Below are 21,668 nucleotides of genomic sequence, written 5' to 3'. Positions count from 1 at the left end.
GCAGTGATGGTAGCAATTCGTGTGATCCGCGAAGACGGGGCCGATCCGGCCATCGCTTTGCCGGCTTATGAAACGACTGGCGCGGCGGGAGCGGATGTCAGGGCGAATCTGCCGAATGGAAATTCGATCATGTTGGAACCGGGGCAGCGCGCTTTGATTCCCACGGGGCTGCGGATCGAGATTCCAAATGGGTACGAGGTGCAGGTTCGACCCCGGTCCGGCCTTGCGCTGAAACACGGGATTACTCTGCCCAATACCCCCGGTACGATCGACAGTGACTATCGCGGCCCGCTGGGGGTGATTCTGCTGAACGCCGGTCAAGAAAGTTTTGAGGTTGCGCATGGCGAACGCATCGCGCAACTGGTCGTCGCCCCAGTCGTGCAGGCTGCGTTTGAACCTGTCGAGGTGCTCAGCGACACAGATCGCGGCGCAGGCGGTTTTGGCTCGACTGGACGCGGTTGATGCTTCTGGTTCTGATCCTTGCCGGTGCTCTGTGGGGCATTGGGTACGTGGCGGGGGTGTCCCGAACTGCTCGCTACGTGTCGGTCAGCGTTTTGCTGATCGGAGTACTTGTTATCCAACTGACGTTGCCGAGTGGGCACCCGCTGCGCGAGGCAACCGGCGGGTCTGCGGCATTGTGGTTGATCCTAGGTGGTGCCGCGGTTTTGGTATTGAGCTATAGCAAGGTGCTCAAAACGCTGCGCAACCGTGCCGCGCCAAAGCAAGCCGAGGAAACCGCAATGCAGTCTGACAAGTTCTCTGAGACCGAGTTGGAGCGGTATGCCCGCCATATCGTTTTGCGCGAATTGGGCGGGCCGGGGCAGAAAAAGATGAAACAGGCCCGTGTGCTGGTGATCGGCGCGGGCGGTCTTGGTGCGCCTGCATTGCAGTATCTTGCGGCGGCTGGCGTGGGCACCATCGGTGTGATCGACGACGATATTGTTGAAAACGCCAATCTGCAGCGGCAGGTGATCCATCGCGATGCCGATATCGGTATGCCCAAAGTTTTTTCTGCTCAGCAAGCCATGCAGGCGCAAAACCCTAACGTGATTGTTCTGCCCTACCATCGTCGTCTGACTGATGAGATTGCAGCAGACCTTTTCGCCGATTTTGACCTGATCCTGGACGGCACCGACAATTTTGACACGCGCTACTTGGCCAATCGTACTGCGGTCGCACTGGGAAAACCGCTTGTTTCAGGTGCGCTGTCGCAATGGGAAGGTCAGCTAAGCGTCTTTGACCCCGCCAATGACGCGCCTTGTTACCAGTGTATCTTCCCCGAGGCACCGGCCCCCGGTCTGGCCCCGTCCTGTGCCGAAGCGGGGGTTATTGGTCCATTGCCCGGCGTTGTGGGGTCGATGATGGCGGTTGAGGCGATCAAGGTGATCACTGGGGCCGGGCAGGCTCTGCGCGCCGAAATGCTGATCTATGACGCGCTCTATGGCGAAAGCCGCAAGATCACCCTGACCCGACGCTCTGATTGCCCCATTTGCGGAAAAGTCGACGCGTAAGCCTACTATCGCGCTAGATTGGCTAGAGATTTCGGCTGTATCGCGGGCACCCCCTCTGGACCATTTCGGCCCGCCTCCCTAGCTTGACCAGCAAAGGAGATCCGCATGACCAACCCGATCCTGTCCGCCTGGACCACTCCATTTGAAATCGCGCCATTTGCCGAGATTTCGGATGATGATTTTGCGCCTGCATTGGACAAGGCGATGGCCGCCCATAACGCGCAGATCGACGCGATTGCTAACAATTCCAACCCAGCTAGTTTTGCCAATACAATTGAGGCGCTTGAGGCAGCCGGAGAGCAGATGGACAAGGTGCTGTCTGTCTTTTTCACCGTTTCGGGTGCCGACAGCAATCCTGCGCGGGAAGAGCTGCAACGCGCGTTTTCGCCCAAACTCTCGGCGCACTTTTCGGGGATTTCGTCTAACAAAGCTCTGTTCCTGCGGGTGGCGGATCTGTGGGCGCGCAAGGATCAGCTTGACCTGACCGATGAACAGGCCCGCGTTCTGATGCTGACCCATCGCGGTTTTGTGCGCGCTGGTTCGGCTTTGGAAGGCAACGATGACACCCGCATGCAAGAGATCAAGTCGCGCCTTGCCACGCTGGGGACGTCCTTCACCCAGAACCTTTTGGCGGACGAGCGCGAATGGTTCATGAACCTGACCGAGAATGATCTGGAAGGTTTGCCGGGTTTCGTCGTGGATGCAGCCCGCGCTGCCGGGGAAGAGAAGGGTACTGATGGTCCTGTCGTCACTCTGTCGCGGTCGCTGATTGTACCGTTCCTGCAATTCTCGCCGCGCCGCGATCTGCGTGAGAAAGCGTATCGGGCCTGGACCGCGCGTGGTGCCAATGGGGGTGAAACGGACAACCGCGAGATTGCGGCTGAAATCCTGAACTTGCGCGAAGAACGGGCCAAGCTATTGGGATATTCCAGTTTCGCGGACTACAAGCTGGAAACTGAAATGGCCCGAACGCCGGACCGCGTTCGCGATCTGCTGATGCAGGTTTGGGGGCCGGCAAAGGCAAGGGCTGACGCCGACGCCGAAACCTTGACCGCGATGATGCAGGAAGACGGCATCAACGGTCCGCTCGAGGCGTGGGACTGGCGCTACTACGCCGAAAAGCGCCGCAAGGCTGAACATGATTTGGATGAAGCTGCGCTGAAGCCGTACTTGCAGCTGGATCGTATGATCGAGGCCGCCTTTTCCTGCGCCAACCGGCTGTTCGGGCTGGAGTTTGCCCCGCTGGATGTACCGCTTTATCACTCCGATTGCCGGGCTTGGGACGTAACACGCGACGGGCAGCATATCGCTGTCTTCATCGGTGACTACTTCGCGCGGGGTTCCAAACGATCGGGCGCATGGTGCAGCGCCATGCGGAGCCAAGCAAAGTTCCCCGAGGTGCAGGCCCCCGTCGTGATCAACGTTTGCAACTTCGCCAAGGGCGACCCGGCGCTGCTATCTTATGACGATGCGCGCACGCTTTTCCACGAGTTCGGTCACGCATTGCATCAGATGTTGTCCAACGTGACCTATGAAAGCATCTCTGGCACCAGCGTCGCGCGTGACTTCGTAGAGCTTCCCAGCCAGCTTTATGAACACTGGCTGGAAGTGCCGGAAGTCTTGGCGGAATTTGCCACGCATGCCGAATCTGGTGAGCCGATGCCGCAAGATATGCTTGAGAAGGTTCTGAAGGCCGCGAATTTTGATCAGGGGTTCCAGACCGTGGAATACGTAGCCTCAGCCTTGGTCGATTTGGCGTTCCACGAAGGCGAAGCGCCGGCTGATCCGATGGCGAAACAGGCCGAGGTTCTTGTTGATATCGATATGCCGCATGCCATCGGTATGCGCCACGCGACACCGCATTTTGCCCATGTCTTCGCTGGCGATGGCTATAGCTCGGGCTATTACAGCTACATGTGGTCCGAGGTCATGGATGCCGACGCATTCGCGGCCTTCGAAGAAGCTGGGGGTGCCTTTGACACAGAGCGCGCCAAAGCACTGGAGGACAATATCCTGTCCACCGGCGGCTCGCGCGAAGCTGAGGAGCTGTATCTGGCGTTCCGCGGGCGTTTGCCGGGGGTCGAGGCGCTGTTGAAAGGCCGCGGGCTTACCGCGGCCTGATCGGATCAGTAGCCTAGATTGCGGTCGACGAGGTGCAGGAAGGGTTTGCCTTCCTCACCTCGGATAATGTTCTGGCAGATCACTTGGGCCGCAGTTGTCGGACGGGTCTCCGACGCGATATGCGGCGTGACGGTCACGTTGGCATGCGCCCAATACGGGTGTTCCGGCTGCAGGGGTTCCACGCGGAATACGTCTAACGTGGCGTGGGCAATGTGTCCTGAATCCAGTGCGGCCAGCAACGCGTCGTCGTCGATCAATGGACCGCGACCGGGATTGATGATCCGAGCGCCTTTGGGCAGCAAGGCCAAAGTGTCCGCATTCAGTGCGTTTTCCGTTGCGGGAGTGTCGGGCAGCAACAGGACAACGGTCTCGGCACTGGACAACGCGGCGCGCAAGCCGTCGGTGCCATGCAGACACGTTACCCCCGGGATGTCCTTTGCGGTTCTGCTCCAACCGGTCACTTTGAAATTCAACGCGGCAAGCGCGGTTGCCGCGGCTTCTCCCAACGCACCAAGGCCCAGCACACACACATTCCGTTCGCTGGCAAGCGGTGGGGCATCGGGCGTCCACACGCCGTCCTGCACGGTGATATAGCGGTCCATGCCCAGGTGATAGCGCAGCACGTGGCCGACGACCCACTCGGTCATGCCATGCATCAGCCCGTGGTCCACCATCCGGGCCAATGGCACGGTCAGCGTTTCGTTGCCCGCGATTTTTTCAACACCTGCCCAAAGACTCAGAACCGCCTTCAAACGTGTATAGGGTGAAAAATCCAGCAGCCCGCTTGTTGGTGCATAGACAACATAGTCGACCTGATCAGGCGCAAACTCGGTTGCCAGATGGAAGTCCAGATCGGCCTGCGACAGCCCTTTTGTAAGTAGAGGTTCATACACGGGCCATTGTTCTGGGCGCGCGGAAAACAGGACGTTGACGGGCATGAGGGGCCTTTCAATTCAGCGAGGGCGGTGAATATGCGCGCTTTGAACAATGCCGAAGGCAGCCATCAGAACCAGCATGGCGGACCCGCCGTAGCTGACCATCGGCAGGGGCACGCCCACAACCGGCGCAAGGCCCATGACCATGGACATATTGACCGCAAAGAACAGGAAGAAGTTGAGCGCGACCCCCAAGGTGACCAGGGATGAGAACCGGTCCTTTGTCGCCAAAGCCGTAACCATGCAGAAGATAATAATCAGGGCGTAAAGGGTCAGCAAAGTGATGCCTCCGACAAACCCGAATTCCTCGGCCAACGTGGTAAAGATGAAGTCCGTGTGCTTTTCGGGCAGAAAGTTCAGGCGCGACTGCGTCCCTTGCATAAACCCGCGCCCGTTCCAGCCGCCTGACCCCAGCGCAATTTTCGACTGGGTAATGTGATAGCCTGCACCCAGCGGATCGGTGGAGGGATCAAGGAAAGTGTCTATTCGGCGGAACTGATAATCCTTGAGCAACTGCCACTCGGTGCCCCGACTGTTGAACACGGTCGCAATCAAGCCGACCACCGCCGCGATAACGGCGGCGAAATAAGCCCAGTGCACGCCAGCCAGGAACATCAGTCCCCCGCCCGCCGCTAACAACAGGATCGACGTGCCCAGATCGGGTTGTTTCAGAACCATAGCCGTAGGGATCAGGATCAGGATGACCGGAATAAGCACCCAAAGCGGTCGCGATGTCTTATGAGACGGCAACCAATCGTAGTAGGCAGCCAGAACCATGACCAGCGCAATCTTCATGACTTCGGAAGGCTGGAGCCTCATGAAACCAAGGTCGATCCAACGCTGCGCACCCATGCCGATGGTGCCGAAAAGTTCCACAAAAATTAGCAGAACGATCGAGCCGAGATAGGCCAAGACGGACATGTTGCGCCAGAACCAGATCGGTACCAACGCGATGATGAACATAACGGTCAGTCCCAGTCCGAACCGCTCAATCTGGGGTTCGGCCCAGGGCATCCAGGACCCGCCCGCGACCGAATACAGCATCAGGAATCCGGCGCTGGCGACGCTGATCAGCAACAAAGTCAGCGGCCAGTTCATGTAGAGGAACTTGCGAAACCCCGTTGGCGTGGATTTGACGGCGTATTCAAGATAGCTCATGCGCGGTCCTTTTCATGAGGTCGCGCTTTAGGGCGACGGTCGCCCTCAAGCCGTTTTTGTTGTTCCTTGATGCGGTCACGATCTGCAACCGGATAAGCCTCAAGCGGTGGGGTGCCGTTGTACAGAGCCTGCAGCATGATGTCCCGCGCGACCGGGGCCGCTGCCTTGGATCCGCCACCGCCGTGTTCCACCACCACTGCCACGGCGTATTTCGGATTGTCGTACGGCGCATAGCTGACGAACAGCGCGTGGTCGCGCCGTTCCCACGGCAGGTCTTCGTTGCGGATTACGCCAGCCGCGCGTTCGGCCTTGGTGATGTTGCGCACCTGGCTGGTGCCGGTTTTGCCGGCCATGCGGAATTCATCATTGATGATGCGGCTGCGATAGGCGGTGCCAGCCCTGTCGTTTGAGACCGAGAACATCGCTTTGCGTACCTGATTCAGGTTGTACGGATTGACGTCCAGCGGCTCACCCGCGCCTGATGGTTCCTCGACGCCATTGACGGACCGCACCAAACGCGGCTTCACGGCCCGGCCTGTGGCGATCCTTGCCGTCATGACCGCAAGCTGTAGGGGCGAGGCCAGCATGAACCCTTGCCCGATCGAGGCATTCGCCGTGTCGCCTACCAGCCAGCCTTCGCCATGGACCCGCTCTTTCCATTCCTGATTGGGGGCCAAACCGGCAGCGACAGCTGACATCGGGATGTCGTGCTTGACGCCTAGTCCGAACTTGCGCGCCATTTCCGAGATTTTGTCGATGCCGGTACGCACCGCGACATCGTAATAGTAGACGTCGCAGCTGCGTTTTAGCGACAAGTTGAGATCTACTGTCCCATGCCCGCCGCGTTTCCAGCAGTGGAAGCGGCGGCTACCGACCTTCAGGTGGCCGGGGCAATAGACGGTGTTGCCGGGGCCAACAACTCCGGCCTCAAGTGCGGCAAGCGCAGTGATCATCTTGAAGGTCGAACCCGGCGGGTAGGTGCCCTGAACCGTCTTGTTGGCCAGCGGGCGGTAGTTATCTTCAGTTAATGCCCGGTAGTCCGCGACCGATATCCCGCGCACGAACAGGTTCGGGTCGAAACTGGGGGCAGAACTGATGGCCCGGATATCCCCGGTTTCGCAGTCGATTACGACTGCAGCCGCGCTTTCATCGGCCAGGCGCGCTTGGGCGTATTGCTGAAGGTCCGCATCAACGGACAATTGCAGATCGGCCCCTGCCTCGCCTTCTTGCCGGTCAAGCTCGCGCATGATGCGGCCTGTGGCGTTGACCTCGACACGTTTTGCGCCAGCTTTTCCGCGCAGGCTGATTTCCTGTTTGGACTCCAGACCGACCTTGCCGATCTGGAACCGGGGGATACGCAGCACCGGTTCGGGATCTTCGATCAGGCTGAGGTCATAGTCACTGACCGGCCCGACATAACCAACGACATGGGCGAAATCCTCGTAGCGGGGATATTGACGGGCCATGCCCACCTCAGGCGTAACGCCGGGCAGCGCGGGCGCATTAACCGCGACCTTGGAGATATCTTCCCACGTGACTTGATCGGCCAGTGTGACTGGCAGGAACGGGGCAGAGCGGCGCATCTCGGTCTTGGCGCGATTAATCTCTTCCTGAGTCAGCGGGATAAGCTCTGAAAGTTTGGCGATGACTTTGTCGACGTCGCCCGCATCTTCGCGGACCATAACAATACGATACGACTGCGTGTTTTGCCCGATAATCTGGCCGTTGCGGTCATAGATGCGTCCGCGCGTTGGCGGGATCAGACGAATGTTGATCCGGTTTTCTTCGGCCAGCAGACGGTACTCGTCAGCCTGATCCACTTGCATAAAGCGCATTCGCGCTGCCAGGCCGCCGATAAACGCAGTCTGCAACCCGCCCAGGATCAACGCGCGGCGCGGCAGGCGTCTATAGGCCAATCCTTGCGCTTTGGGATTGCGTTGTTTCATGCCCGGGCCCCTCTTGTGCCGGGGTCCGACACTGACACGCGCCGAACGCCAAGCACATTCTGACTGAGAAGAACGACCAGAGGAAAAACCGCAATTGTCAGAACCACTTGTATCACCACAGGACCCAACGCTGCTTGCTGTACCGATAGAATAGCAAGAATGACACGGTTCAATATGAAAATTCCCGCGATCACCACAGCGGCCGTTGTCCATTCAGCCATAAACCCGGCGTCGCGCATTCCGGGCGCGGCCGAGCGCAGATACGCCGATCCAAAAACCACAAGTGCTGCCAGCAGGCCCGGAGGTCGTTGCAGCAGCAAATCGGCCATCAGCATCACCGCAGCAACCAGAAAAATGGGAATGTATTCCGGTCGGCGAAGTACCCAGGCGAACGTTAACGCAATAAGCATGTCCGGAAACGGCCACCGGTCCGGCTGTGTATCCAGAGGCAGAAGATGCAGGAACATAATAAGTAACGCCAGAAACACGTACAAACAGCGTTTGAGCCAAAGATGAGAGGTTTGCCTATCCATCGCCGACCTCCGGTGGGGTCAGGGCGGCCTCGGGTTGCCGTGGACCCACGATGCCGCCAGGATCCGAAATCACCGGGGCCATGTGGAAGCGCAGAACGCGAAGGAACTCTAGCCGTTCGAAATCTGCGGACAGACGCACCCGCAAACGCCCGCCGGGGTCTTCGGTGATCTGCCCGATCAGCAACCCTCCGGGGAACACGCCGCCATCGCCCGAGGTTACAACGCGGTCGCCCGGGCGTACCAGTTCGCGGTTTTCCAGAAACTCCACCGACGGGGATTGAGTGTTGTCGCCGGTGATAAGGGCGGTTTGGCCAGACGGTTGAATTGTGGCCGGGATTGCGCTGGATGCATCCGTCATCAGGATAACACGCGCGGTGTCGGGGCCAACGCCCGAGATACGCCCGACGACGCCAATCCCGTCCATGGTGGCCCAGCCGTCCCTGATCCCATCCCTTTCACCCACGTTCAGCAGGACCGACTGGCGGAAGGGCGAGCCGCTATCGGCCATGACCACCCCGGTGATATAGGTCAGGCGCGGATCAAGACGCACGTTGTTCAGGTCCAGAAGCCGGGCATTTTCCTGCTCCAGCTGCAACGCGGCCTCTTTCCAGGCGCGCATGATGCGCAATTCGCTGCGCAATTCCTGGTTCTGATCACTCAGCCGTTGGTAACTTTGGAAATCGCGCACCAGATTGACGGCGGCGGTGACAGGAACCATGGCCCATTCCATCGACGGCACAACACTGTCCACGACCTGTGCGCGAAACCGTTCCACGCGCGGGCTGTCGATCCGCCAGATCAGAAAGATGCCTAGCAGACACAACACAACAATCCCCAGCAGCAGGCGGCGCAAGGGGGTTGTGTATTCATCGCGCTGTGATCGGTCTTTTGCCACAGGACTCCTTCCCGTGCTGCTCGTGCCGAATTTACCTTATATAGTAAAGGGTGCGCGCCTTAGCTTTCGTAGTCAATCGCGTGGCGCAGTTGTTTTTCGTATTCCAGCGCCTTGCCGGTACCCAAAGCCACACAATTCAGGCTTTCGTCGGCTATCGACACGGCCAAGCCGGTCTGTTCGCGCAGGGCAAGGTCCAGATCGCCCAACAATGCACCGCCGCCGGTCAGCATCACGCCCCGGTCCACGATATCAGCCGCCAGATCAGGCGGAGTGGTTTCTAGTGCGGTCATTACCGCCTCGCAAATCTGCTGGACGGGTTCGGACAGCGCCTCGGCCACTTGGGCCTGGCTGATCTCAATTTCCTTGGGCACACCATTCAGCAGGTCGCGTCCGCGAATGTGCATCGACTGGCCGCGGCCGTCGTCGGGCATGCGCGCAGTGCCGATGGTGGTCTTGATCCGCTCGGCCGTGGATTCACCGACCAGCAGGTTCTGCTGGCGGCGCAAGTACGAGATGATCGCCTCATCCATACGGTCACCGCCGACGCGGACCGAGCGGGCATATACGATGTCACCCAGCGACAGAACAGCAACCTCGGTGGTGCCGCCGCCGATATCGACAACCATGTTGCCGGTCGGGTCGGTGATGGGCATGCCCGCTCCAATCGCGGCAGCAATAGGTTCGGCAATCAGACCGGCGCGGCGGGCGCCTGCGGACAGAACCGATTGACGGATCGCGCGTTTTTCAACAGGGGTCGCGCCATGGGGAACGCAGACGATGATCTTGGGCTTCGAGAAAGTTGAACGCTTGTGCACTTTGCGGATGAAGTGCTTGATCATTTCCTCGGCAGTATCAAAGTCGGCAATCACGCCTTCGCGCATTGGGCGGATGGCTTCGATCGAACCGGGCGTCCGGCCCAACATCAGCTTGGCGTCTTCGCCAACGGCCAGAACCTTTTTCACGCCGTCCTTGACGTGATACGCCACCACAGAGGGTTCAGACAGGATAACACCGCGACCCTTGACGTAAACCAGCGTGTTCGCTGTACCAAGGTCGATAGCCATGTCCGCTGTGAACAGGCCGCCCAGATTGCCAAAGATCCCCATATTTTTCCCTGATCCTGTATGTCAGTTTTCTACTGCCCGCGACTCGACGGTTCCGGGACGGATGACTTATAGGGTGCCAACTCGCCCGGTAAAAGGGCTGATTCCGCGACAATCAGCACCTTTCCGCCTTAATTGCAGGGACTTTAGAAGGCATCATGCTCTCATATCAACATATTTACCACGCAGGTAACCTTGCGGACGTCCATAAGCACGCAATTTTGGCAGAAACGCTGGCCTATCTGACCCAAAAGGACAAACCGCTAAGCTACATCGAAACCCATTCGGGGCGGGGGCTGTACCAGTTGGACTCGGATCAGGCCGTTCAGACCGGTGAAGCAGCGGCGGGAATTGAACGTGCGTTGACTGAAGGCTGGTTTGACGCCGACCATTCTCTGAGCAGGGCCATTGCCGCTGTGCATGATCGGTATGGCAAAACGGCGTATCCGGGGTCGCCCTTGATCGCAGCGAACCTGCTGCGTCCGCAGGACAAGATGCACTTTGCCGAATTGCACCCGCAAGAATACCGAGCACTGTCCGACGCATTGATCACGTTTGATGCCCGAACCTATCGGCAGGACGGCTTTGAGCTGGCCCAATCTCTGCTGCCCCCGACACCGCGCCGTGGCGTTTTGCTGATTGATCCAAGCTATGAGATCAAATCTGATTATGACCGAATGCCCGGTATAATCGCCTCGTTGAACCGGAAATGGAACGTCGGTGTCATTGCACTGTGGTATCCGATACTGGCCAATGGGCGGCATCAGGGCATGCGCGACGCTTTGGAGAAACGGGATTTCCCCAAAGTTTTGCATCACGAGGTGCGCTTTCCGGCCGCACGCGAAGGGCACGGTATGGTTGGTTCGGGAATGTTTGTCGTGAACGCGCCTTATGGTCTGAAGGAGTCCGCTAAAACGCTAGACGGCTTGTTCGGCAAACTTCGTTGAAGAAAAACCGGTGATTACACGGGATTTTGCCTGAGAGTGAACTTCTCAGGAGCAAATTCTGATGCCACAGCAATGCCTTTGCCGGAAGGTCCCGCTTTTCTGATGCCGGGATCTTGATTTTTAATATTGGCTCCATAAGTTAATTGTCATATATGACAACTAACGGAATCGGATTGCTTCGATGGACTTCCTAAGCCGCCATATCAGTGACTTTCATCTGAATTACTGGGAAACCTTGATTGACGATTGGTTCTTCGTTTTTGCCATGGCCTTTCTGGCCTTCGAATTGATCCGATATGCAGTCGTCAAAAAGCTGAATTGGCAGATGATGGGTGACACCGTCACCAATTTCATAACGCTCGTTTTCTTCATCGGTATCAGCTTTGTTCTGTTGGCTGGTTTCTATATCGGTGCCTATGTCTGGGCTTCGCAATTTGCCGTGTTCAATATTCCGACAACATGGGCTTCGTTCATCATTGTGCTGATCCTTGCAGATCTGGCCTATTACTGGGAGCATCGGATTCTGCACCGGATCAACTTCCTCTGGGCCACGCATTCGGTTCACCATAGCTCTCCCTTCTTCAATATATCAGTGGCTTATCGCCATGGTCCGCTGGATGGTTTTTGGCCGCTGTTTTTCCACCTTCCGCTTGTGCTGTTGGGGTTCAACCCGTTCATGGTGCTGGTCGCGGAACTATTGGTGCAATTGTATCAGACGGCCCTGCATACTGAGGTTATCAAAAAGCTGTGGCGCCCGATTGAATACATCTTCAACACGCCGTCACATCACCGTGTTCACCATGGATCAAACCCGAAATACCTGGACAAGAACTATGCTGGGATTCTGATCATCTGGGACCGTATGTTCGGGACGTTCGAGGACGAAAAGGAAGAGGTGGTCTATGGCCTCGTCAAACCGATCGACTCGATCAATCCCTTCGTCGCCTTCCTTCACGGCTTTGCCCGCCTGTTCAAGGATGTCCGGAACATGCCGGGGTTCGGCAACAAGCTGGGTGTTTTCTTCGGACCGCCGGGTTGGCAGCCAAAGAACGGTCGCAAACAGAGTAAACCCGCTAAGTAAGGCGTAGGAGCGCAAAAGATGCCAAGCAACACACAACGCATCGTGGCGGCCATCGTGACGGCAGGTCTGTTTGTCGGAGGCGCCTGGGTCGCCTCGGGGTTCACCACAGATATTGACCAAGCAGCGGCTTCCACCACAGGGACCTCTCAAGACAAGGGCCTGACCGTCAATCTGCATGGTGCGCGCAGTATCAAGGGCAACGTGATTGTCATGGCGTTTGACCAGGCGACGGCGTTTGACAATATGGATTACACCAAAGCCGTTGGCTACCTAGAGGCACCAGCGTCCGAGGACCCGCTCCGCTTCGACTTTCCCGACCTCGACAGCGGGTATTTTGCTGTTATCGCGTTTCACGACGAAAACGGGGATTATGATCTGAACTATGACGCGAACTACATACCAACCGAAGGGTATGCAGTATCGGGGCTGAACGATCTCAACGATACGCCGGTGTATGACTACTCGTTGATCGGGACAGAAAAACCAGCAGATCTGACCTTGTTCTATTGGCCTTAGTGCGGTTGGAGATAATAGAGAAGGGGCGGTCGACAATCGACCGCCCCTTTTTTGTTCAAGTAAGATCTTTGTACGAGATTTCCCGCGTGTCAGCGCCCGGGCCCGCCTTTTGACGGCGCACGATCAGGCGGTTCAGCGCGTGGATATACGCCTTGGCCGACGCCACGACGGTATCGGTGTTGGCGGATTGACCGGTTGCGATCATGCCGTCCTCTTCCAGACGCACCGATACCGTGGCCTGTGCGTCCGTGCCTTCGGTCACGGCGTGCACCTGATAAAGCTGCAGGTGCGCCGTATTCGGATGCACAACGCGAATGGCGCGGAAGGCAGCGTCGACCGGGCCGTCGCCTTGTTCAGTGGCGATGATTTCCTTGCCGCCTACATCCATTTCGATGGTGGCTTCGGCCTTGCCGACGGTTCCGCAGGTAACCTTCATTGAAACCAGTTGCAGGTGATCGTTGCCGTCGTCATCATCCAGCGTCATCAACGCGATCAGATCGTCGTCGAACACTTCTTTCTTACGGTCGGCCAGTTCTTTGAACCGAACGAAAATGTCCTTGAGCTGGTTGTCGCCAACCTCATAACCCAGCGTGTTCAGCTTATCACGCAGCGCCGCGCGGCCCGAGTGTTTGCCCAACGGCAAAGACGTCCCGGACAGACCGATATCCTCGGGGCGCATGATCTCAAAGTTTTCGCGGTTCTTCAGCATGCCGTCCTGATGGATACCGCTTTCATGCGCGAAGGCGTTCTTGCCGACGATGGCTTTGTTGAACTGGACGTTGAAGCCCGACACCGTCGCGACCCGGCGCGAGATATGCATGATCTTGGTCGTGTCGATGCCGGTGTTCCAGGGCATGATGTCATTGCGTGTGCGCAACGCCATCACCACCTCTTCCAGCGCGGTGTTACCGGCGCGTTCGCCAAGGCCGTTGATGGTACATTCAATCTGACGCGCACCACCCGCGACAGCAGCCAGCGAGTTCGCGGTCGCCAGGCCGAGGTCGTTGTGGCAGTGGGTCGCGAACACCACCTCATCCGCGCCCGGAACCGTTTCGATCAGACGTTTGATCAGATCGGCGGACTCCATCGGTGCCGTGTAGCCGACAGTGTCAGGGATGTTGATCGTCGTTGCGCCAGCCTTGATCGCAATCTCGATCACGCGGCACAGATAATCCCATTCGGTCCGCGTCGCATCCATAGGCGACCACTGCACGTTTTCGCACAGATTGCGCGCATGGCTCACGGTTTCGTGGATTTTGTCGGCCATCTCGCCCTGCGTCAGGTTCGGAATGGCACGGTGCAGCGGCGAGGTGCCGATGAAGGTGTGAATTCGGCTTCTACCTGCGTGTTTCACAGCTTCCCAGCACCGGTCGATATCCGCGAAATTGGCACGGGCCAAACCGCAGATGCGGCTGTTTTTGGACCGTTCGGCAATTTCAGAGACGGCCTTGAAGTCACCTTCGGAGGCAATTGGGAACCCCGCCTCGATGATATCGACGCCCATATCGTCCAGCAGCTCGGCAATCTCCAGCTTTTCCGAATGGGTCATAGTTGCGCCGGGGCTTTGCTCGCCGTCGCGCAGGGTTGTGTCAAAGATCAAGACGCGGTCTTGGTCGGTCACGTTGGTCATGGGATTCTCTTTCTTCTTCTGTCCTAAAGCCTATGGCGCGCGGGCGTCCTCCTCTGAGCGGGCGCGCCGGATGGCACGCTCAGAGGCGGATTAGGATCAGTAGGCCACGCAGAGACGCACCGCGAAGGGCGGTGTCGGCAATCAGGATATCTGCGCGGTTGATCATGGGGTTGAGGTTATACATCGCGCGGCGGGAATGAAAAGAACGAATTTTCCTCCGGCATATGAAGAAATTTCTTTTTTCCCACATGTGTTGATCACGCATTGCTGACGGCTAGTTCAACCGGCATGGAAACAGCACTTATCATCGGCGCCTCGGGTGGGATCGGAGGTGCAATCGCCAACAGGCTTAGGCAACAGTCGGTCGACGTCACCACATTGTCCCGGTCACAGGACGGATTTGATTTGACCGACCCCGAGATCGTCGATCGGACGTTGGCGGGCGTTTCCGGTCCGTTCGACCTGATCCTAGTCACGGCTGGCGCTCTTGAGGTAAATGGTGCCGCCCCCGAGAAAACCATCAGACTGCTATCCGCGCCGGCGATGATGGATCAGTTCGCGCTGAACGCGGTCGGACCCGCGTTAGTTCTTGCGCATGCCGCGCGCTTGCTGCCGCGCGACCGGCGCGCCGTCTTTGCCGTGTTGTCTGCGCGCGTGGGGTCGATTGGTGACAACCGGCTTGGTGGATGGATCAGTTATCGGGCATCCAAGGCGGCGCTGAACCAGATTGTCCGCACATCCGCGATCGAGCTTGCCCGAAGCCATAAACAGGCGATCTGCGTCGCCTTGCACCCCGGTACGGTCACGACAGCATTCACCCGGAAATATGTCGGGCGGCACCCTGCGGTTGCGCCTGATGAGGCCGCCCGGAACCTGCTAACGGTCGCAGCCGCCTTGGACCCTGTTGAAACGGGTGGGTTTTTTGACTGGGCAGGAAAGCCAGTACCCTGGTAGCTTGATTACCCGTCAGAGGCGGATGTATCAGGCTCGGTTTCGGTATCCGTCGCGTCGGGCGCGCTCACGTTCTCACTGGGTAGGACGCCGTTTTCCCAAACACCGGTTTCTTCCAGACCATTGGCATAACGCATCGTGCCATTACCGTGGCGTTTGTTATCCAGAAAGGTGCCTTCGTACACGTCGCCGGTGGCATAGGTTGCCACACCCTGACCACTGATTTTGCCTTCGGCCCAGCCGCCGGTATAGCTGAATCCGCGTGGGGTTTTTATAGTTCCCTCGCCGTGACGCTGACCGTCTTGGAAATCACCTTCATAGGATGTTCCGTCAGGAAAAGTTGCCTTGCCTTTACCCTGACGCGCGCCATCTACCCAGTCGCCTTCGTACCGATACCCGTTCGCGAATGTCAGAACGCCCGTGCCATGGCTCAGACCGTTCTTGAACTGTCCTTGGTAAACAACACCGTTGGGATACGTGGCCTTACCGTTGCCCTCAAAGATGCCAGCCGTCCATTCGCCGTCATAGACGGTGCCATCCGGATAGGTCTGAACGCCTTTGCCATGCGGCAGATCTGCGCTGAAATCACCGGTATAGGTCGCGCCATCAGGATAGGTGACCTCACCCAGTCCTTCGATCTGGCCGTCCACCCATTCGCCGGTGTAATCAAACCCGTCGGTCCCAAGAAAGCGACCTTTTCCGTGGCGGCGGTCATCGGCATATTCGCCCTCATAAGTCGCACCGTTGGCATATGTGGCCTTGCCATTGCCCTGACGGCGGCCATCAACCAGATCGCCCTCGTAAAGGTCGCCATTGGCCTGCAACAAGCGGCCCTTGCCGGTCATGCTGTCCTGAGACCAATCACCGGTATATGTCATGCCATCCGGAACGGTCAGAGTACCCTGGCCATCGCGCAAGCCGTTGTTGATTTGCCCTTCGTAGATGCTGCCTTGCGTCGAGGTGATTTTGCCCTCGCCGTGCTTGACGCCATCCTTCCAGTCGCCATCGTAGACGTAACCGCTGGGGTCGGTCAGGACGCCTTTGCCGTGATAGCGGGCGTCTTTGAAGCTGCCCTCGTAACGGACGCCGTTGGTGTATTTTGCAATTCCGCTTCCGTTGATTGACCCTTCGGCCCAGCCCCCCTCATAGCTGCCGCCGTCGGGGTAGATGATCTTGCCCTGCCCCTCGGGTTGCCCCTTCGCGAACATCCCCTCATAGACCGAGCCGTTGACATAGCGCGCTATGCCGTTGCCCTGAATTTCGCCCTCGACCCATTCGCCGACATATTCGAACCCGTTCGGCAGGCGGTAAGTGCCCTCGCCGTGGCGCAGGCCGTTCAGGAAAGTGCCCTCGTACACGCCGCCAACATCATCATCCGCAACGATAACCTGTCCGTCCTGCGCAAAGGCGGATGTGGCTAGCAAAGCCATCGCCGTGGCGGCCAAAGAAATGCGGATAGCGTTCATGGTTTTTCCTGCCTTGCCCGGTTGTCACGTTTTAAAGCAAAACTAAGATACCCGTGCGGACAGAGCAACGTGTTTTGCCGCATTTGACTTTCACTCGCGGTGCGATCTGCTAAATGGCATTAGGACTGACGAGGGCAAGAGGGCAGCATGGCCAACCGTTTCCGCATTACTCTGGCACAACTCAATCCCGTTGTTGGGGACATCCAAGGCAATTTGGACAAGGCGCTTGCGGCGTGGGAGCAGGGGCGCGAAGCTGGTGCCGACCTTGTGGCTTTCCCCGAAATGTTCATTACCGGTTACAACACCCAGGACCTGGTGATGAAGCCGGTGTTCCACCAAGCGGCCATGGCAGCGGTTCAGTCGCTGGCTGCGCAATGTGCCGATGGACCCGCCATAGCAATTGGCGGTCCGTGGACGGAAGACGGTAAGCTTTTTAATGCCTACCTGATCCTCAAGGGCGGTCGCATCGGCAGCAAGGTGCTGAAACATCACTTGCCGAATGAAACCGTGTTCGATGAGGTGCGCCTGTACGACGCGGGCCCGTTGGGGGGGCCGTACTCGGTTGGCAACTCGCGGATCGGTAGCCCGATTTGCGAAGACAGCTGGCACCCGGATGTTTCGGAAACACTGGAAGAGACCGGGGCCGAGTTTCTGCTGATCCCCAATGGTTCACCTTACTTTCGCAACAAATATGATGTGCGCCTGAACCATATGGTCGCCCGTGTGGTCGAGACCGGTTTACCGCTGATCTATCTGAACATGGTGGGCGGTCAGGACGATCAGGTTTTTGATGGCGCGACTTTCGGCCTGAATCCGGGCGGAGAACTGGCCTTTCGAATGCCGGTCTTCGATGAGGCCGTAACACATGTCGATTTGGAGCGCGGTGATGAGAGTTGGCGTATTGTGCCTGCTGAAGTTGTGCCGCAGCCGGATGAATGGGAGCAGGACTATCGCGCTATGGTCCAATCCCTGCGCGATTACATGGGCAAGATCGGGTTCAAAAAGGCGTTGTTGGGGCTATCGGGTGGAGTGGACTCGGCGTTGGTCGCGGCAATTGCCGTTGACGCAATCGGTGCGGAAAACGTCCGTTGCGTGATGCTGCCGTCGGAATACACCAGCCAAGCCTCGCTGGATGACGCTGAAGCCGTCGCCAAGGCGCTGGGCGTGCATTACGACTATGTTCCGATCTCGGACAGTCGGGCGGCGGTGACGGACACTCTGACCCCGTTGTTTGCGGGCCGCGAGGCGGATTTGACCGAGGAAAACGTCCAATCCCGCCTGCGCGGTTTGCTGCTGATGGCGATCTCGAACAAGTTTGGCGAAATGCTGCTGACCACGGGCAACAAGTCCGAGGTGGCTGTGGGTTACGCGACCATCTATGGCGACATGAATGGCGGTTATAACCCGATCAAGGATCTGTATAAAACGCGCGTGTTCGAAACATGCCGCTGGCGCAATGCCAATCACCGTGACTGGATGATGGGCCCCGAAGGTGAGGTGATCCGACCGTCGGTCATCGATAAACACCCCAGTGCCGAGCTGCGCGAAGACCAGAAAGACAGTGACAGCCTGCCGGACTACCCGGAACTGGACGCGATCCTGGAAATCCTGGTCGACCGCGATGGCTCGATCGCTGATTGCGAAGCAGCAGGATTCGAAGCAGATGTCGCCCGTCGCGTAGAGCATCTGATCTATATCAGCGAATATAAGCGGTTCCAGTCCGCACCAGGCACGCGCTTGACCAAGCGAGCCTTCTGGTTGGATCGCAGATACCCGATTGTGAATCGTTGGCGTGATCGGTCTTGAGCTGAAACCACGCGTATTTTTCAAGTCTCCGATCGTTTCCAAAAATGGTGCTTGATGGCACACTTTTGCTCATTGTCCATATGGCGGGGACAGTGCGCATCCAGATTCGGCTTAGGCCTTCTAACACGCTTGAAATCTGGACACTTTTCTGACAAATTTTAGCTTAATTGCCGCCTCATGTGGGGCAGATGCGGCGCATTCTTAAGTGCCTCGGTGTTTATGATCGAGTTTTGTTTGTTACGCATCGTGAATTGCGTGTCTGTGTTAACGATTTGGTGTGAAAATGCGTGAGCAATACGATAGACCACTCCACTCGCCACTTCCGTGGCGTTCGATGGAAACCAAGGGTCATGAACTAGACGAAGATCAGGTAGATTCTGCCATTGCCGATCTTTTGGGGGCTGAGATGTCGTCAAAGCAAAAATCGGAACCAGCGGAATCTGTGGCCTCTTCGGTTCTGCCTGAACTGCCTTCACAAGAAAGCATGGGCGAAGATTTGGCTGGCTACGATGCCGGATTGACAGCCACATTGCGTCAGAAGTGGGCTGAACTCTGCGGCGCGGCTTGACGGCTTGGACCTGTTCAATCCAACAGTGCCAGAGATCATTCTGGCACTATAACCACAGCTTGTGAAAATTGTGATCCGTGCATCAGGCAGCATGTTGCCTATTGCCTGATACCGCGCATTCATTGCAGTCCGAGCAATGAAGTAAGAGCGGCGGATGCCCGGCCCAAAACCAACTCCTGTAGAACCTGATCTGCATCTGCCCAAGTCTGTTGACGTTGTGGTCATTGGCGGCGGAATCATCGGCGCATCAACAGCTTTAGAGCTGTCAGAGCGGGGCGCGTCGGTTTTGCTGTGCGAAAAAGGCCATATTGCGGGCGAACAAAGTTCGCGAAACTGGGGATGGGTGCGTTTGGGGCTGCGGGACCCGCGTGAAATTCCGCTTATGTTGGAAGCACAGCATATCTGGCAGCATCTTGATCAACGTACCGGACGCCAAACTGGTTTTTCGCGGTCTGGCATCTTCTTTGGTGCCTCGGGAAAGCGAGATCACGCAAACCTTGAACGCTGGATGTGCAATGTTGAAGGTTTGCAGACCGGTGCACAGATGGTTTCAGGGGCCGAGCTGGATGCTCTGTTGCCTGACAATCAATCCGGGTTGAAGGTTGCCTTGCACATGCCGCGAGACGGCCGAGCCGAACCGCAATGGGTCGCCCCTGCAATTGCCGAGGCCGCACGCGACAAGGGCGCGTGTCTGATGACCAACTGCGCGGTTCGCAGCGTTGACGTTGAGAACGGCCAAATCTCAGGTGTGTTTACCGAACGTGGCCGGGTGGCTTGTGCACGGGTGGTTCTTGCCGGAGGCGCGTGGTCGCGGCTGTTCGCGGGCAATGCGGGGATTGACCTGCCACAGCTTAAGGTTCTCAACACGGTCTTACGCACTTCACCGGTGAATGGGCCGGAAACAGCAATATGGTCAGATGACTTCGCGATGCGAAAAAGGGCCGATGGCGGTTATACAATTGCATCCGGGCACGAGAATACGGTTGATATTGTCCCGGACAGTTTTCGGCTTGCGATGCAGTTTTTACCAGCGTTCCGGCAGGAGTGGCGGTCCCTGCGGTTCAGGCTTTCCAAGCGCTGGGCGGCAGAGGCGAGCGAAGACCGATCATGGTTGCACTCCGACGTCACGCCATTCGAACATTGCCGTGTGCTGGATCCTGAGCCCTCGGCCAAGGTCTTGAGGCAGTCATGGACACGCGCGCGCAAAGGGTTCCCGGTGCTGGAGCAGGCAGAGATCGTTCAAAGCTGGGCATGTTTGATCGACGTCACCCCGGACGCCATTCCGGTAATATCTTCAGTTGATACCATGCCAGGGATGTTCATCGCCACGGGGTTTTCAGGTCATGGATTTGGGATCGGCCCCGGAGCGGGGCGTTTAATGGCCGATCTGGTTTGTGAAACCACGCCATGCGTTGATCCGGCCGCCTTTCACCTGTCCCGATTTACGGATGGTTCAAAGGTGCGGCCGGACCCGGGATACTAGGGTACTATCCCATCATCTGGTAGCTGACAGGCACAAAGCGGAACCCGTCGCCACGGGGTTCAACGAAGCCAGCTGCCGGGAATGGCATGTGATAGCCGATCATCGGAACCTTGTCGGCGGCCAGCATGCCCAGCACGTCGCGGCGCGATGCCGTGGCGGCTGCTTTGTCCATGTCAAAACGGACTTCCCATTCCGGATGGGCAAAGGACCAGACATAGTGGTTTGCCAGATCGGCGGTCAGAACCAGACGCTGCCCGTTGCTTTCTAGATGATACACCGTGTGGCCAGGTGTATGGCCATAAGCTGCAACAGCGGTGATACCCGACGAGACTTCGCCGCCATTTTCAACAAAGGTCATCTTCTCGGCCAAAGGTGTGACCTTGGCCGCGACCAGATCTCCGACACGATTGCCCGCGTCCTGCGCCGCCCAGAAGTCATATTCCGGAGAGGAGGTGACATAGCGCGCGTTCGGGAAGGTCGGCGCGTCATCGGTCGTCATGCCCCCGATATGGTCGGGATGCATATGGGTGATGACGACGACATTGATTTGATCCGGTGTCACACCCGCATCGGCCAAGGCCGCCTGTATACCACCTTGCCCCAGCCCCGTGTCGAACAGGACCAGCTCAGACCCGGTGTTGACCAGAGTCGGGGTAAAGAAGAACTGCGCGACATCCGGCGAGATGAAATTGTCTGCTGAGACTTTCGCGAAGTCTTCATCTGACGCTCCGCCGCCAAAGATTTCTTGGGCGCCATCGCGCGGCAGGCTGCCGTCCAGCAATGTCGTTACGGTAAAATCGCCCAACGCAAAGGATTTGGCGACGGTTGAATTTGCCTTTGTCTCAGCTCCGGCTGCCAGAACCGGCGCTGCAGCTGCGGCAAAGGGCAAAGCTGCCGCGGTACCCAGTGCCGCGCGGCGTGTCAATTTGATGGTCATATTGGTTCTCCCTGTCAGAACAGCATTCAGTGAGCTTAGGTCGGCGCGAGTCTCTTGCCAGTGTATACCCTTTTCAAATGG

Annotated in this window: 19 protein-coding genes; 10 read left to right on the top strand and 9 right to left on the bottom strand. The window is 57.8% G+C overall.

The window, feature by feature from the left end:
• Window positions 1-6 precede the first annotated feature (6 nt).
• The 3 genes from dut (at window position 7) to RUA4292_RS17415 (ending at window position 3,632) form a co-directional block, all read left to right on the top strand.
• Window positions 7-462, top strand: coding sequence for a dUTP diphosphatase (dut, locus tag RUA4292_RS17425; protein ID WP_058278748.1), 456 nt, complete (start codon window positions 7-9; stop codon window positions 460-462).
• The gene (locus tag RUA4292_RS17420) at window positions 462-1,511 is read left to right on the top strand and encodes a HesA/MoeB/ThiF family protein (RefSeq protein WP_058278747.1); all 1,050 of its coding nucleotides are present in this window, start codon (window positions 462-464) and stop codon (window positions 1,509-1,511) included. The genes dut and RUA4292_RS17420 overlap by 1 nt, the downstream gene beginning before the upstream one ends.
• A 105-nt stretch (window positions 1,512-1,616) precedes the next feature.
• Entirely contained in the window at window positions 1,617-3,632 is a 2,016-nt protein-coding gene (locus tag RUA4292_RS17415) for a M3 family metallopeptidase (RefSeq protein WP_058278746.1), read from the top strand.
• Between the two features lie 5 nt (window positions 3,633-3,637).
• Here the strand turns inward: RUA4292_RS17415 and RUA4292_RS17410 are convergent, their stop codons facing one another.
• Genes RUA4292_RS17410 through RUA4292_RS17385 form a run of 6 tightly spaced genes read right to left on the bottom strand, consistent with a single transcriptional unit; the run spans window position 3,638 to window position 10,205 of the window.
• Complete coding sequence (locus RUA4292_RS17410; RefSeq protein WP_058278745.1) at window positions 3,638-4,570, bottom strand: 2-hydroxyacid dehydrogenase; 933 nt, start codon at window positions 4,568-4,570, stop codon at window positions 3,638-3,640.
• Window positions 4,571-4,585: 15 nt separating this feature from the next.
• Window positions 4,586-5,725, bottom strand: coding sequence for a rod shape-determining protein RodA (gene rodA / locus RUA4292_RS17405; RefSeq protein ID WP_058273483.1), 1,140 nt, complete (start codon window positions 5,723-5,725; stop codon window positions 4,586-4,588).
• The gene (gene mrdA, locus RUA4292_RS17400; RefSeq protein WP_058278744.1) at window positions 5,722-7,671 is read right to left on the bottom strand and encodes a penicillin-binding protein 2; all 1,950 of its coding nucleotides are present in this window, start codon (window positions 7,669-7,671) and stop codon (window positions 5,722-5,724) included. Before mrdA ends, rodA begins: the two co-directional genes overlap by 4 nt.
• The gene (locus RUA4292_RS17395) at window positions 7,668-8,204 is read right to left on the bottom strand and encodes a hypothetical protein (RefSeq protein WP_058278743.1); all 537 of its coding nucleotides are present in this window, start codon (window positions 8,202-8,204) and stop codon (window positions 7,668-7,670) included. The genes mrdA and RUA4292_RS17395 overlap by 4 nt, the downstream gene beginning before the upstream one ends.
• Entirely contained in the window at window positions 8,197-9,099 is a 903-nt protein-coding gene (gene mreC / locus RUA4292_RS17390; RefSeq protein WP_058278742.1) for a rod shape-determining protein MreC, read from the bottom strand. Before mreC ends, RUA4292_RS17395 begins: the two co-directional genes overlap by 8 nt.
• A gap of 59 nt (window positions 9,100-9,158) precedes the next feature.
• On the bottom strand, window positions 9,159-10,205 hold the full coding sequence (locus tag RUA4292_RS17385; protein ID WP_039523195.1) for a rod shape-determining protein: 1,047 nt from the start codon (window positions 10,203-10,205) through the stop codon (window positions 9,159-9,161).
• 155 nt (window positions 10,206-10,360) lie between these two features.
• Between RUA4292_RS17385 and RUA4292_RS17380 the strand changes: the two genes are divergently transcribed.
• The 3 genes from RUA4292_RS17380 (at window position 10,361) to RUA4292_RS17370 (ending at window position 12,746) form a co-directional block, all read left to right on the top strand.
• Window positions 10,361-11,149 carry a 23S rRNA (adenine(2030)-N(6))-methyltransferase RlmJ gene (locus tag RUA4292_RS17380; RefSeq protein ID WP_058278741.1) on the top strand — a complete coding sequence of 263 codons (789 nt, stop codon included), beginning with the start codon at window positions 10,361-10,363 and terminating at the stop codon, window positions 11,147-11,149.
• 181 nt (window positions 11,150-11,330) lie between these two features.
• Window positions 11,331-12,230, top strand: coding sequence for a sterol desaturase family protein (locus RUA4292_RS17375; RefSeq protein ID WP_058278740.1), 900 nt, complete (start codon window positions 11,331-11,333; stop codon window positions 12,228-12,230).
• Between the two features lie 18 nt (window positions 12,231-12,248).
• A complete protein-coding gene (locus tag RUA4292_RS17370; protein WP_082637182.1) occupies window positions 12,249-12,746 on the top strand; it encodes a DUF2141 domain-containing protein in 498 nt (165 codons plus the stop codon).
• A gap of 55 nt (window positions 12,747-12,801) precedes the next feature.
• On the opposite strand, the gene RUA4292_RS17365 is transcribed toward RUA4292_RS17370, so the two are convergent.
• Entirely contained in the window at window positions 12,802-14,376 is a 1,575-nt protein-coding gene (locus RUA4292_RS17365; RefSeq protein WP_058278738.1) for a 2-isopropylmalate synthase, read from the bottom strand.
• A gap of 288 nt (window positions 14,377-14,664) precedes the next feature.
• On the opposite strand from RUA4292_RS17365, the gene RUA4292_RS17360 reads away from it, so the two are divergent.
• Window positions 14,665-15,330, top strand: coding sequence for an SDR family NAD(P)-dependent oxidoreductase (locus RUA4292_RS17360; protein ID WP_058278737.1), 666 nt, complete (start codon window positions 14,665-14,667; stop codon window positions 15,328-15,330).
• 5 nt (window positions 15,331-15,335) lie between these two features.
• On the opposite strand, the gene RUA4292_RS17355 is transcribed toward RUA4292_RS17360, so the two are convergent.
• On the bottom strand, window positions 15,336-16,793 hold the full coding sequence (locus tag RUA4292_RS17355) for an MORN repeat-containing protein (RefSeq protein ID WP_058278736.1): 1,458 nt from the start codon (window positions 16,791-16,793) through the stop codon (window positions 15,336-15,338).
• A 147-nt stretch (window positions 16,794-16,940) separates the two neighbouring features.
• Here RUA4292_RS17355 and RUA4292_RS17350 point away from each other — a divergent pair, with 147 nt between their 5' ends.
• The 3 genes from RUA4292_RS17350 to RUA4292_RS17340 all read left to right on the top strand — a co-directional run bounded on the left by RUA4292_RS17350 (window position 16,941) and on the right by RUA4292_RS17340 (window position 20,650).
• A complete protein-coding gene (locus tag RUA4292_RS17350; protein ID WP_058278735.1) occupies window positions 16,941-18,599 on the top strand; it encodes an NAD+ synthase in 1,659 nt (552 codons plus the stop codon).
• A gap of 283 nt (window positions 18,600-18,882) precedes the next feature.
• On the top strand, window positions 18,883-19,167 hold the full coding sequence (locus RUA4292_RS17345) for a hypothetical protein (RefSeq protein ID WP_233493488.1): 285 nt from the start codon (window positions 18,883-18,885) through the stop codon (window positions 19,165-19,167).
• Between the two features lie 154 nt (window positions 19,168-19,321).
• The gene (locus RUA4292_RS17340; RefSeq protein WP_058278733.1) at window positions 19,322-20,650 is read left to right on the top strand and encodes an NAD(P)/FAD-dependent oxidoreductase; all 1,329 of its coding nucleotides are present in this window, start codon (window positions 19,322-19,324) and stop codon (window positions 20,648-20,650) included.
• A gap of 4 nt (window positions 20,651-20,654) precedes the next feature.
• Here the strand turns inward: RUA4292_RS17340 and RUA4292_RS17335 are convergent, their stop codons facing one another.
• Window positions 20,655-21,587 (bottom strand): MBL fold metallo-hydrolase, encoded by a 933-nt coding sequence (locus RUA4292_RS17335; RefSeq protein WP_058278732.1) that lies wholly within the window; start codon window positions 21,585-21,587, stop codon window positions 20,655-20,657.
• Between the last annotated feature and the right edge of the window lie 81 nt (window positions 21,588-21,668).

This window comes from Ruegeria atlantica, assembly GCF_001458195.1.
GTDB classification, from domain to species: domain Bacteria; phylum Pseudomonadota; class Alphaproteobacteria; order Rhodobacterales; family Rhodobacteraceae; genus Ruegeria; species Ruegeria atlantica.
Note: the sequence above shows the minus strand (reverse complement) of the source record. Positions and strands in the feature narration are given on the sequence as shown.